A 12,761-nucleotide genomic window follows, 5' to 3' on the forward strand; every position below is an offset into this window, starting at 1 on the left:
AAGCGCAGCCTCATTCGGCTGCGCTTTCGAATTATTATTTAGTTTCGATTAAACCATATTTCCCGTCTTTACGGCCATATACAACATTAGTTTCATTTGTATCAGCATTTGTGAAGACGAAGAAACTATGTCCAAGCATATCCATTTGTAAGATCGCTTCTTCAACGTCCATCGGCTTTAAATCGAATCGTTTTGTACGTACAAGTTCTAATTCATCCTCTTCTACCGCATCCAGAACAGCTACTGCTTCTGGAAGGATAAAGTTAGTTTTCACAGAACCCTTTTCACGTAATTTACGGTTTACTTTTGTTTTATGTTTACGAATTTGTCGCTCAATTTTATCAACTACTAAATCAATCGCAGCGTACATATCGCTATTTGTTTCTTCTGCACGAAGTAATAAATCTGTAAATGGAATTGTCACCTCGATACGTTGCTTGTCAGAGTATACCTTTAAATTAACTTTAATCTCTGGGAATGTATCAAAATAACGCTCTAATTTACTTAGTTTTTTTTCTACATATTCCCCTAATGCTGGAGTTACTTCAATATTTTCACCACGAATGTTGAATTTCATAGATGAATTCCTCCTTTCAAGCCTATGTACTATAATTTCGACATTGGCTTAAAAACTCCTTCTAACTTTTTTAAAAAAATTAGTGGAATTGCGATTTTTTTATCGTTTTTTGTTGAAATGAAAAGATGCATCGTTTCTATCTTTATTTTATCCTATTAACATCGTGAATAACGAATGTAACTGTGGACAATTGGTTACAGAAAAGAAACAACTTTTTGACAACTTCCTCACAACAAAAAAGCCCTTGGTACGAGCAAGAGCTTTCACCATCTATATAATGCTGCTAAAAATACAGCTCTATCTTTTCCAAAAACTTAATTTTTACAGTTTCACAACATTAGCCGCTTGTGGTCCACGTGCTCCATCAACAATATCAAACTCCACTTGTTGACCTTCTTCTAACGACTTATACCCCTCTTGTTGAATAGCAGAAAAATGAACAAACACATCATCACCATCTTCACGCTCAATAAACCCAAATCCCTTTTCTGCATTAAACCACTTTACTCGTCCTTGCATGTTCATTCCATTCCCTTCACTCTTAAAATCAGGGCATCCGCCCCATATTTTGACTATAGCGAATGACAAGACTGTAAGTCAAAGAAGATCTGTCGTCTTTTTATTATTCCTTTCGACATTCACATATTAACCTCTACAAAGCGTCAAACAAGAAACTTCCCTCGCTCCTCGATCATACAAAAGGCTTCCAATTTGCCTAACAGTAATTCCTGTCGTATACACATCATCCACGATTAAAACATGTTGCTCATGAAACATCTCTTCTCCCTGAAAATAAAAAGGATTAACCCCCGATATCCTTTCTTTACGTTTCTTCTTACTTTGTTTTTCTGTTTCTATTCTTCTTAATGATGTACAAAAGATTTTGATAGGCAAACAAGAAGCTAGTAACTCCGCTTGATTAAAACCACGCTCGTATTCTCGCTCTTCACTAAGAGGGACCGGAATGGCAACTGAAACATTCGCAAAATATTTTTGAAAAAGACTTCGAAAAGGCTGATGAAAAATATGCACTAATTCAGCATCTCCTCGAAATTTAAACTGTGCTAATATTTCTTTCATCCCTTCATCATACACATACAACGAACGATTTATGAGAGGCGGAAACCTCTGCTCGTTCGTCCACCTCATGCAGTCCATGCAAATATCCCCGTTTTTATATTCAGCTGGTACAAGTTCTAACGGTCGGCCACACTCCTTGCAAATATCACCTATAATATAGGAAAGTTTTTGTTCACATCTATCACATATATACTTTTTATGAAGCTTAACAAAAAAAGTGTACCAACTAATCGCATATGAAATATACTCATCACAAAGTAGACAATGCATCAATCTATCAATCCTTGTTCTTTAGCATTCTTATTCATACTTTGAATATGTTTTTTCGCACGCACCATCGCCTCTGTCTTTCCATAATGAAAATAGATGACATCTCCATGCGGTTCATCAGAGCTTCTGCCAGCACGCCCTGCAATTTGAACGAGAGCACTTTCTGAAAATATTTCTTCCTCAGCTCCTAAAACTGCCACTTGTAAATTTTTCACAGTTACTCCTCGTTCCAAAATTGTCGTTGTAACTAATAAAGGGATTTCTCCCTTTCTGAAAGCTGCTACCTTCTCTTTTCTCGCCGGATCTTCTGCATGCACACCGTCAATTTGATTGTTTAATGATTTTAATAACTGACTAATTTCTTCTACATATCGCACATGAGGAACAAATAGAAAAATGGGGTATCGTTTAGATAAGTACATATTTAACCATTGTAATAAAGCACGAGGAATTTTTTTACGCATAAGACCCTTTTTCCAATTTCCGCACCACCGAAATATCGGGACTGGCAATGGATGACGATGATAACGTCCTGAAATAATAACCCCTTTTTGCTTACCATTCCGCAATTTACGCTTCCACTTTTCATCTGGAGTTGCAGTTAAATAAATACGTGCTGCCTCCTCTTTCATCGCTTCGTGTACTGCATAATGCAACATCTTATCTGCATGATACGGAAAAGCATCTATCTCATCTACAATCATGACATGGAACGCCCTATAATAACGTAACAATTGATGTGTAGTTGCAACGATTAACGCCGCATCTTTTTCTCGGTCTAAACTCCCTCCGTATAAAGCAGCTACATTTATATTTGGAAACACTTCTTGTAACCTTGGTGCTAATTCAAGTACAACGTCCGTTCTCGGCGTTGCAATACAAACTCTCTCTCCCTTTTGTAGTGCTTCTGCAATTCCGCGAAACAACATTTCTGTTTTTCCAGCCCCGCACACCGCCCAAATAAAAAATGATTCTTTCTGCTTAACAGCGTCAACGACACTTTGCGCAGCTAACTCCTGGCCAGCAGACAAAACACCTTCCCACTGTAACGGATTCAAATAATTTTCTCCGCTTATTTCAGCAATCCCGCGAACAAGTACAGCACATTCACTTACCCTGCCCATCGTTATGCACTTCCGGCAATACGTACATACTTTATTGCACCTTTTACATAGAAATGATGCAAATAGTCGCTGTTCTATATTTCCGCAGCGTTGGCACATATATTTTGAAGATTTCTTAATTACCCCTTGTACACAAACGACGTCTCGATTCTTTTTCAAATGCTCCAATTTATCCTGCAAATCTGAAGACAGTTCTTCTAACAATAACTGTCTACCAGCTAACATCATCAATAACCACCTCCAGCACTACTATAAATCCTTCTCTTTATCTCGTAAAAACTCAAAAAAGCCGATAACCTACTTATAAAATAGTAGGCTATCGACTTTATACACGTGTTTTATTCAATTATAAATCCTAGAATCTACCGTATCCTAAGAAATGTTTTTGGTTGTACGAACTGTTAATATCACCGTACGCAATCCCTTTATCACTCGCATGAATCATTTGTCCATTCCCAACATAAATACCGATATGAGACGGGCCTGCTTTATAAGTGCCTTGGAAGAATACTAAATCTCCAGGTTGTGGGCTACTTACTTTAGAAACTGAGTTCCAGTAACCTGCAACGTCTTGACGACCTACACCAAAGATGTAAGAAATGAATCCACTACAGTCAAAACCACCGTTTGATGGAGATGCACTTGCCCAAACATAAGGCATACCTAAATATTGTTGTGCTTTACCAATTACGCCACCCGCATTTGGAGCTGGTGCTGGTGCTGGCTTTTCTTTTTTAGGTGCTTCTTTTTTAGGCTCTTCTTTTTGAGCTTGTCCAGCATTGTTTGCTGGTGCAGCTTGCTGTGCAGGTGCTTGCGCTGGTGAAGCTTGTTGTGCTGGCGCAGCTTGTTCTGCTTGTGCTTCTTTAGCAGCTTGTTCTGCTTGTTTTTGAGCAGCAGCTTCTTGTGCTGCTTTTGCTTGCGCTTCTTCTTCAGCAATACGTTGTAATTGTAGCGCTTGTTTCTCAAGATCTTTCAATTGACCTTCCGTACTTGTCATTGAAGTTACAACTGTATCCATTTTACCGCTTAAATCATTTACTGCTGTTGCTTTTTTCTCTTTTTCAACGTCAAGTTCTTTCTTAGCAGTTTCAATTTGAGCTTGTGCTTCTTTTAATTCTTTTTGTTTTTCTTTTACTGTCTCAACATCTTTTTTCACGTTCGTTTGATCTTCTTGTTGAGTTTTCATGATATCTTCGTCAGACTCAAGAATTTTAGACACAGAATTTAAACGATCAACTAAATCAGCAATGTTTTTAGAGTTTACAAGAACTTCTGTTACAACGTTCGTGTTCGGTTGTTCTTGTAGTGCAACTAAACGTTTTCTTAATAACTCTTCACGTTTTGCAATCTTTGTTTGTAGTTCTGCAATATCTTTATTTTTATTTTCGATTAATTGCTCAGTATCAGAAACTTTTTTTGTTGTTTCATCAAGTTTTGAAGCGTTCTCTTGAACAGACTTATCCAAACCTTGGATTGTTTTGTTTAAATCATTCATTTGTTTTTGTAATTCATCACGTTCTTGTTGTTGTTTATGTAAAGTATCATTTTGTGTGTTAATTTGTGATTTCACGTCAGAAATTTTATCTTCTGCAAATACATTTGGTGTTAGCCCTGAAAACATTAACCCTGCAACTAGTGCGCAAGATGCCATTTTTAGCTTTTTCATTTTATTTTTTACACCGCTTTCTTTTTTCATTTTCCGTATATAACCTATTAAAATTTATACCATAATTCGGGAGTTTTTTTGCTAATGTTACGGTTTTGTAAAATAAATGTAACATTACATTTATCTCTATAGCAAAGTATATCTAAATTTGTATATATATGTAGAATTTCAAGAGCCTTATGCCGTTTTTTATAGAATTGAAAAAAACGTAAGGGAATCCCTTACGTTTTGAAAATACTCCAATATGAATGAGATAGAAACGTTACTTCATCCATTTCTCAGCCCAATTTTGGACCTCATCCATAACACTTTCCAACGCTTTCCCTTTATCAGTTAAACCGTACTCGATTCTAACTGGTACTTCTGGGTAAACATTACGAACTACAATACCTTCACCTTCTAATTCCTTTAAACGTTCTGACAACATACGATCGCTCATATTCGGTATAATATCTGCGATTTCTCTGAAACGTTTCGGCTCTTCAAGCAAAGATTTAATAATTAAGCCAGTCCATTTCTTACTAAGCATTGTAAAAGCTGACTCAAACTTTGGACATAAACAAGAATTATGCTCCATATGTTTCACCTCTCTTCTATTATAAGATAGTTTCTTGTAAAAAGTAAGTAATAAAACTTTCCTCATTATTTAATTTTACGTACATTTTACCATTTCCAAATATTAACTTGTCAAATCCACGTAAAATATCCGTAAAAAAACCCTCTTCAAGTAAGAGAGCTTTTATATCTTTATCACTTCGTATACCAGCCTAAACCAAGCGCACCTTCACCTAAATGCGTCCCAATTACAGCTCCGAAATAACTCGTACGAATTGTAACATGAGGGTATATCTCTTCTAATTCTTGTTTCCATTCATTAGCTTCCTCTTCACGATTCGCATGAATAATAACAGCTTCCATAGGCACACCTTTATTTGCCTGCTCATCAAAAATTTCAACGATACGCTTTAACGCTTTTTTACGCGTACGAATTTTTTCGAATGGAATAATTACCTTATCTCTAAAGTATAATACTGGTTTTACTTGCAACAAACTACCGATGAAAGCTTGCGCGCTATTTAATCTTCCACCACGTTGTAAATGATGTAAATCATCCACTACAAAATAAGCATCCATCGTTTGCTTCATTTCATCAAAGCGAGCGATAATCTCTTCTGGGGCTTTCCCTTCACTTACTAATTTCGCCCCTTCACGCACGTAAAATCCTTGTACTTCACAACTAATTTCAGAGTCGTACGTATATACATCAATACCATCTACCATCTGTCCAGCTGTCGTTGCTGTTTGGTATGTACCACTAATTCCACTGGAAAGGTGAATGCTAATAACTGCATCATATTCTTTAGATAACTCTTCATATAGCTCTAAAAACTTTCCAATTGCTGGTTGCGAAGTTTTCGGAAGATCTTCTTGTTCACGTACTTTTACATAAAAATCATTTGCTGAAACTTCAGCCTCTTCTTGATAAGATTCCGTTCCAAACACAACGTTTAATGGAATCATATATATATTGAGTTCATCACGAATATGCTTCGGTATATATGCTGTACTATCGGTAACAATAGCTGTTTTCATTTTCGTACCTGCCTTATAAAAATTTTTTATCCCCTAATTTTACACGAAAACTAGAAAAGGTGCATCCATACATAAAAATGCCGGTTAGAAACTATAATCACCCGCTCGACAAATTACAACAAAAAGATAAAATACTCACCAAAAATTTCAACATATTTGTAAAAAATGTTTGAATATAAAAACGCTCGCTTTTAAAATGTAAAGTACTAGTCATTTTGAAAGATAGGGGCGTATACCATTGTTATTACAATATTTAACAATTAAAGGCTACGGCGAGCACGAAATTGTCATTCAAAAATCAAGATTCATTTGCTATGTGAGTCGCGCCACAACGGAAGATGAAGCTCAAACATTTATACACAAAATAAAAAAACAGCATTGGAATGCAACACATAATTGTTCCGCATATTTAATCGGTGAACAAGATCAAATTCAAAAAGCGAACGATGACGGTGAACCAAGCGGCACAGCTGGTGTACCTATGTTAGAAGTATTAAAAAAACGAGGTCTAAAAGATACTGTCGTTGTCGTTACGCGCTATTTTGGCGGCATTAAACTTGGTGCTGGCGGATTAATTCGTGCATATGGAAAATGTACAAGTGAAGGTCTTAACCATGTAGGCGTTGTTGAACGAAAGCTAATGCGCGTTATGCAAACAGAAATTGATTACACTTTACTTGGCAAAGTTGAAAATGAATTACGCAATTCAGAATATGCCATTAAAGATATACATTACCTAGAAAATGTCACATTTGATACGTATGTAGAAGAGGACAAAAAACAACCATTCACAAATTGGATGATTGAATTAACAAACGGGAAATGTACAATTAAAGAAGGGGATATGTTGTACTTAGAACAAGATGTTAACTAAGAATAGCTAACGTATCGCCTTTAAAGATTAATGTAGTGAATTAATTCCCTACAAATGAACTAAGGAGATTATATATGGAAGAACATTATTATCATCTCCAAAATAGCAGAATAAAAAAGAAACGTAGAAGAAAGTTTTTCTTCTTTCTTATTTTCGCATTTTTATTTGGTAGTGTAGGACTTTATGTGTTAAATTCCTACACTTCTCTCATGGGGATGTACAGTGGATTTAACCGTGAAAAATCGGATTTAAGAGCCGAAGATGTAGAAATTACAAAGGAACCTTTTACAATCCTCATTATGGGGATAGAGGATTATGCAACAGACGGTCAAAATGGTCGTACAGATTCACTAATGTTTGCGACAGTCAATCCGAAAACTCAAAAGGTTTCGCTTATGAGTATTCCTCGTGATACTCGCGTTCCAATCGTTGGAAAGAACAAAGAAGACAAAATTAACGCTGCGCATGCTTACGGTGGAGAAAAAATGGCAATCAAAACTGTCGAAGGTTTTCTAAAAGTTCCTGTAGACCATTATATTAAAATCGATTTCCAAGGCTTTAAAGGTATCGTTGATGCTGTTGGCGGTGTTACCGTTGATGTCCCTTTCGATTTTTGGGAACGTTCTGACGTGGATTACTACAAAAAAATCCAATTTAAGCAGGGACAGCAAAACTTAAACGGTGAAGAAGCACTCGCTTACGTCCGTATGCGAAAGCAGGATCCGAACGGCGATTATGGTCGGGCCGCTAGACAAAGACAATTACTAGCCGCTGTTGCTCAAAAATTAAATTCCGCCTCTACTGTATTTAAAATTAAGGATTTAACGAATGTCGTTGGAAAATATATAAAAACCGACATTCCTATTTCAGACGGACTTGCTCTTTACAATAAACTATCTGGATTTGATCCTTCTACCATACAAACGTTAAAGATTGAAGGAGAAGACAAAAAAATAGGTGGTATTTATTACTTCCTTCCGGATCCAATCAGTGTAGAGACGGTACGTAAGGAAATTGAAAAAGAAATAGGGGAAAAAGAACAAGCCCCAACAGAGACTACGAAAAATGAGAATACAAATTCCGATGCAAATTCTAACTCCAGTGCAAAAGCAAAGAAGGAACCGAGTGAGAACAAAACACCACCTCCTCCTCCCCCTTCTACAAATGCTCATGCAGAGTGGATTATGAGGAATCATGAATGAAAAAAGAGCCAAATCGTATACGATTTGGCTCTTTTTATTTCCCGCAATTGTTGTGGGCCAATAATAAACGGAAGATGCAAACCCCATTTATTAAAGTTTCACTCTACTTGTTGAAGTGTTGTAAAATCGCTTCTACAATACGCTCTGATGCACGACCATCGCCGTAAGGGTTAGATGCTTTCGTCATCTTATCATGAGCTTCTTTATCAGATAACAACTCATCAGCAAGACCAAAGATTGTCTCTTCATCTGTTCCTGCTAATTTCAGCGTACCTGCTTCGATACCTTCTGGGCGTTCCGTCGTATCACGAAGGACAAGAACTGGCACACCTAGTGATGGTGCTTCCTCTTGTACACCACCAGAATCAGTTAACATTAAGTATGAACGAGCTGCAACGTTATGGAAATCGATTACATCTAGCGGCTCAATTAAATGAATGCGGCTATGCTCGCCTAAAATATCATTCGCTATTTCGCGAACAACAGGATTCATATGAACAGGATATACAACTTGTACATCTTCGTGTTTATCAACAAGACGCTTAATTGCACGGAACATATTGCGCATTGGTTCTCCTAAATTTTCACGACGGTGTGCTGTCATAAGTACAAGACGGTCATTTCCAAGCTTCTCTAGTACAGGATGACTATATGTTTCTTTTACAGTCGTTTTCAATGCATCGATCGCTGTATTTCCTGTTACGAAAATACGTGACTCATCTTTATTTTCTTTTTGTAAGTTCGTTGCTGATTTTGTTGTAGGTGAGAAATGAAGATCCGCCATTACACCTGTTAGTTGGCGATTCATCTCTTCTGGATATGGAGAATACTTATCCCACGTACGAAGTCCTGCTTCAACATGTCCTACTGGAATTTGATTATAGAAAGCAGCTAAGCTTGCAATAAATGTCGTCGTTGTATCACCATGCACAAGTACGATATCAGGCTTCGCTTCTTTCATTACTTTATCTAAGCCTTCTAAACCACGTGTTGTAATATCAATTAACGTTTGACGATCTTTCATGATATTCAAATCGAAATCTGGCGTAATTCCAAAGATATTTAATACTTGATCTAACATTTGACGGTGTTGTGCTGTTACAGTCACAATTGATTCAATCTTTTCTGGGTGCTTTTGCAACTCTAATACAAGAGGTGCCATTTTAATTGCTTCTGGTCGTGTCCCGAAAATTGTCATTACTTTTAAGCGTTCAGTCATTTCATTGCCTCTTTTCTTTCACTGGTTAAAACTTCTATTATCGCATATAAAAATATGCATGTGAAAATACACTTTTTAACGCGCCTGAGAAACATTACTATTACAGACGCCTTTTCGCCCAACTGAGTAATAATCTAATCCATGCTTCTCGGCATCCTCATTAGTATAACAATTTCTCCCATCAAATAGAATAGGTTCCTTCATAAGCTGTGCATACTTTTCTAGCGGATAATTTCGAATTGATTCCCATTCTGTTACGATAAAAACTGCATGCGCCTCTCTAATCGATTCATCTATACACTCAGCGTATCGTATCGTATTTCCAAATAAACTTCTTACATTTTGAATAGCTTGCGGGTCATATAAAACCACATCCGCACCTACATTAATTAATTCTTCTATTATAATAAGGGATGGCGCTTCCCTAATATCGTCAGTATTCGGTTTGAATGCTGCACCAAGAACCGCAATTTGCTTCTTCTTCATATCTATAATTTTCTTCGCTTTTTCAACTAACAACAACTGTTGTTTATTATTCACTTCAATGACTGCTTTCAACAAGCGAAAATCATGAGAAACATTCCCTGCAATTTGCACAAGCGCTTTCGTATCTTTTGGAAAACAAGATCCTCCATATCCGATGCCTGCGTTTAAAAAAGATGCACCAATTCTCTTATCCATCCCCATCCCTGTAGCTACATCTACTATATCTGCACCCACTTGCTCACATATATTAGAAATTTCATTAATAAAACTAATCTTCGTAGCTAAAAAAGCATTAGATGCATATTTAATCATCTCAGCACTTCGAATATCTGTAATATACGTTTCTAAGCTTAATTTGCTGTACAAATTCTCTACTTTCCTTGCCGCTTCTTCACTACATGATCCAATTACGATACGATCACCATGAAAAAAATCATAAATACCAGAACCTTCCCTTAAAAATTCTGGATTCGATACAATATATAATTCATGTCTACCTTGTAGTTTCTCCTCAATCCATTTTCTCATTACATCATTTGTCCCTACAGGAACCGTACTTTTCGTAACAACAATAATATCGTTATTCACATATGTTCCAATATCATCACAAGCACTACGAATATACGTTAAATCTGCTGTTCCATCTAATGAAGATGGCGTTCCAACTGCAATGAATATAAACTCTACATCATTAAATGCCGTTGATTTACTTGCTGTAAAAGTTAAATGATTATTTTCGTATGCTTCATTTATTAATTCATTTAATCCACATTCATAAATAGGTAACTCGCCTTGTTTAATCCGTTCAATTTTCCCACTATTTATATCAAAACATGTGACTGAATGTCCTAATCTCGCCAATCCTACTCCCGTAATCAATCCAACATATCCGGTACCTATTATCGTAATTTTCATTTTCCCTTCGCACAGGAATATACATAAGAAAATATACGAATACATATAACTCCCCCTGTGCTTCCCCCTCTCACACTAAGAATGAGAAAACTCTTTCACTTCTTTATTATATGAATTGTTTTTTTATTATTTTTTAAGATTTTGTAAAGTTAAATGATGCAATATATACAAAATGTAAATTCCCACATTTTAACACGGAACTTACTCATTTTTACGTGCAACACTTATAATACTGAAACAAAAGTCATCGCTATATGAGAGGGAGGTACAATGTCATATTACAAGCCACAAGATGAGATCAACCTTCTCAAAGGACACAACATTCCATATCCAATTGTCATATATTCTATTCGCTCCCTTTACAGCCAAAAGAAAAAAAGATTGAATTCTAATCTTTTTGTGATACCATATGTTATGAGCCTGTAAATAAACATCATAATTTTCAGATAAATACGATTGAAAAAATTACGTTAAACTATAAAGGGTGGGGTATTAATGGACTCACAAGTGATTTATGCCATTTTGGCATCTTTCATCACTGTACTCGTCGTTACTCCTTTAGTTATTAAATTAGCTTTCAAAATAGGAGCAACAGACAAGCCAAATGCGCGTAAAGTACACCAAAAAATTATGCCTCGTCTTGGCGGGTTAGCAATTTTCATCGGTGTAGCCGTAGGATTTGTTGTCGGTGGATTGTACGAACAAAGAATGTTATCGATAACTTTAGGTGCTATCATCATTGTTATCATCGGGATTTTAGATGATATGTACGAACTATCTGCGAAGGTAAAATTCGGTGGACAACTATTAGTTGCCATCATGATTGTCAAAAGTGGATTACTAGTGCAAGTATTATATATTCCAATCCTTGGAGATACTGAACTCGGATGGCTTGCTTATCCAATTACTGTATTTTGGATTGTAGGTATTACAAATGCCATCAACTTAATTGATGGATTAGATGGATTATCCGCAGGGATTTCATCTATCGTACTTGCAACGCTAGCATATATGGCCTTCACTAGCCCATGGGGTACTGGAGCAGCTATTATATTACCTCTAGCACTGATTACATTAGCAAGTACAATTGGATTTTTATTCTACAACTTCCATCCAGCAAAAATTTTCATGGGAGATACAGGCGCACTATTTTTAGGATACTGTATTTCTGTTATATCGTTACTTGGATTATACAAAAGCGTAACGTTATTCAGTTTTATCGTTCCAATCATTATTTTAGGTGTACCTATATTTGATACGACATTTGCAATTATCCGCCGTATCGTAAATAAAAAACCTATTTCAGCACCTGATAAATCGCATTTACATCACCGTTTGCTTGCAATGGGATTCTCTCATCGTAAAACGGTACTAATTATTTACGCATTGGGTATTTTCTTTAGTGTAAATGCAATCATTTTCAGTAGTGCAACATTATGGTTATCCATTATTCTTCTTTTCATTTTAATCTTCTTTACAGAAATCATTGCTGAAGTAATCGGTCTTGTACACGAACGTTACAAACCAATTATTTCCTTCTATAAAAAAGTGAAAAAAAGCGAAGACTAATTGTAGTATAACCTTTACTATTATGAAATATTCAAATAGCATCCTCTTCCTTGGAAGAAGATGCTATTTTTTGTTTTTTATTCCTTATTTCCTATTTCCAAAATATAGATTGTTTGAGAGTGCCTCTATTGGAGAAAGATATACGTATATCGAAGGTAACGAAAAAAGTATCAAATTTTCATTTTT

General features: G+C 36.1%; 12 protein-coding genes. 3 read left to right on the forward strand and 9 right to left on the reverse strand.

Going from position 1 to position 12,761, the window contains the following annotated elements:
* Positions 1–34: 34 nt before the first annotated feature.
* The 7 genes from hpf to EXW56_RS24760 all read right to left on the reverse strand — a co-directional run bounded on the left by hpf (position 35) and on the right by EXW56_RS24760 (position 6,310).
* Positions 35–577 (reverse strand): ribosome hibernation-promoting factor, HPF/YfiA family, encoded by a 543-nt coding sequence (gene hpf / locus EXW56_RS24730; protein WP_002159874.1) that lies wholly within the window; start codon positions 575–577, stop codon positions 35–37.
* A gap of 321 nt (positions 578–898) precedes the next feature.
* Positions 899–1,096 carry a cold shock protein CspC gene (gene cspC, locus EXW56_RS24735; protein ID WP_033710669.1) on the reverse strand — a complete coding sequence of 66 codons (198 nt, stop codon included), beginning with the start codon at positions 1,094–1,096 and terminating at the stop codon, positions 899–901.
* 126 nt (positions 1,097–1,222) lie between these two features.
* Positions 1,223–1,927, reverse strand: coding sequence for a ComFC family protein (locus EXW56_RS24740; protein ID WP_002198854.1), 705 nt, complete (start codon positions 1,925–1,927; stop codon positions 1,223–1,225).
* Complete coding sequence (gene comFA, locus EXW56_RS24745; protein ID WP_215597044.1) at positions 1,927–3,276, reverse strand: ATP-dependent helicase ComFA; 1,350 nt, start codon at positions 3,274–3,276, stop codon at positions 1,927–1,929. Before comFA ends, EXW56_RS24740 begins: the two co-directional genes overlap by 1 nt.
* A gap of 130 nt (positions 3,277–3,406) precedes the next feature.
* The gene (locus EXW56_RS24750; RefSeq protein WP_215597045.1) at positions 3,407–4,747 is read right to left on the reverse strand and encodes a C40 family peptidase; all 1,341 of its coding nucleotides are present in this window, start codon (positions 4,745–4,747) and stop codon (positions 3,407–3,409) included.
* Positions 4,748–4,979: 232 nt separating this feature from the next.
* On the reverse strand, positions 4,980–5,294 hold the full coding sequence (locus tag EXW56_RS24755; protein ID WP_002112882.1) for a winged helix-turn-helix transcriptional regulator: 315 nt from the start codon (positions 5,292–5,294) through the stop codon (positions 4,980–4,982).
* A gap of 173 nt (positions 5,295–5,467) precedes the next feature.
* Positions 5,468–6,310, reverse strand: coding sequence for a DegV family protein (locus tag EXW56_RS24760; RefSeq protein WP_002112883.1), 843 nt, complete (start codon positions 6,308–6,310; stop codon positions 5,468–5,470).
* Between the two features lie 238 nt (positions 6,311–6,548).
* Between EXW56_RS24760 and EXW56_RS24765 the strand changes: the two genes are divergently transcribed.
* Both EXW56_RS24765 and EXW56_RS24770 read left to right on the forward strand, forming a co-directional pair.
* A complete protein-coding gene (locus EXW56_RS24765; protein WP_002198851.1) occupies positions 6,549–7,184 on the forward strand; it encodes a YigZ family protein in 636 nt (211 codons plus the stop codon).
* 74 nt (positions 7,185–7,258) lie between these two features.
* Complete coding sequence (locus tag EXW56_RS24770; RefSeq protein WP_002198850.1) at positions 7,259–8,386, forward strand: LCP family protein; 1,128 nt, start codon at positions 7,259–7,261, stop codon at positions 8,384–8,386.
* A gap of 103 nt (positions 8,387–8,489) precedes the next feature.
* Here the strand turns inward: EXW56_RS24770 and wecB are convergent, their stop codons facing one another.
* Positions 8,490–9,605, reverse strand: coding sequence for a non-hydrolyzing UDP-N-acetylglucosamine 2-epimerase (gene wecB / locus EXW56_RS24775; protein WP_000140120.1), 1,116 nt, complete (start codon positions 9,603–9,605; stop codon positions 8,490–8,492).
* A gap of 75 nt (positions 9,606–9,680) precedes the next feature.
* Positions 9,681–11,051, reverse strand: a complete 1,371-nt coding sequence (locus EXW56_RS24780; protein WP_215597046.1) for a UDP-glucose dehydrogenase family protein — start codon at positions 11,049–11,051, stop codon at positions 9,681–9,683.
* Positions 11,052–11,501: 450 nt separating this feature from the next.
* Here EXW56_RS24780 and EXW56_RS24785 point away from each other — a divergent pair, with 450 nt between their 5' ends.
* Positions 11,502–12,575 carry a glycosyltransferase family 4 protein gene (locus EXW56_RS24785; protein ID WP_002112888.1) on the forward strand — a complete coding sequence of 358 codons (1,074 nt, stop codon included), beginning with the start codon at positions 11,502–11,504 and terminating at the stop codon, positions 12,573–12,575.
* Positions 12,576–12,761 lie beyond the last annotated feature (186 nt).

The organism is Bacillus mycoides, from assembly GCF_018742245.1.
Taxonomy (GTDB): domain Bacteria; phylum Bacillota; class Bacilli; order Bacillales; family Bacillaceae_G; genus Bacillus_A; species Bacillus_A cereus_U.

What these genes read in the sequence shown, in the direction of transcription:
- wecB (WP_000140120.1), bottom strand. Translation starts at nt 9,605, where the DNA reads ATGACTGAACGCTTAAAAGTAATGACAATTTTCGGGACACGACCAGAA.
- EXW56_RS24740 (WP_002198854.1), bottom strand. Translation starts at nt 1,927, where the DNA reads ATGCATTGTCTACTTTGTGATGAGTATATTTCATATGCGATTAGTTGG.
- EXW56_RS24755 (WP_002112882.1), bottom strand. Translation starts at nt 5,294, where the DNA reads ATGGAGCATAATTCTTGTTTATGTCCAAAGTTTGAGTCAGCTTTTACA.
- EXW56_RS24750 (WP_215597045.1), bottom strand. Translation starts at nt 4,747, where the DNA reads ATGAAAAAAGAAAGCGGTGTAAAAAATAAAATGAAAAAGCTAAAAATG.
- EXW56_RS24785 (WP_002112888.1), top strand. Translation starts at nt 11,502, where the DNA reads ATGGACTCACAAGTGATTTATGCCATTTTGGCATCTTTCATCACTGTA.
- cspC (WP_033710669.1), bottom strand. Translation starts at nt 1,096, where the DNA reads ATGCAAGGACGAGTAAAGTGGTTTAATGCAGAAAAGGGATTTGGGTTT.
- EXW56_RS24770 (WP_002198850.1), top strand. Translation starts at nt 7,259, where the DNA reads ATGGAAGAACATTATTATCATCTCCAAAATAGCAGAATAAAAAAGAAA.
- hpf (WP_002159874.1), bottom strand. Translation starts at nt 577, where the DNA reads ATGAAATTCAACATTCGTGGTGAAAATATTGAAGTAACTCCAGCATTA.
- EXW56_RS24780 (WP_215597046.1), bottom strand. Translation starts at nt 11,051, where the DNA reads ATGTATTCGTATATTTTCTTATGTATATTCCTGTGCGAAGGGAAAATG.
- comFA (WP_215597044.1), bottom strand. Translation starts at nt 3,276, where the DNA reads ATGTTAGCTGGTAGACAGTTATTGTTAGAAGAACTGTCTTCAGATTTG.
- EXW56_RS24760 (WP_002112883.1), bottom strand. Translation starts at nt 6,310, where the DNA reads ATGAAAACAGCTATTGTTACCGATAGTACAGCATATATACCGAAGCAT.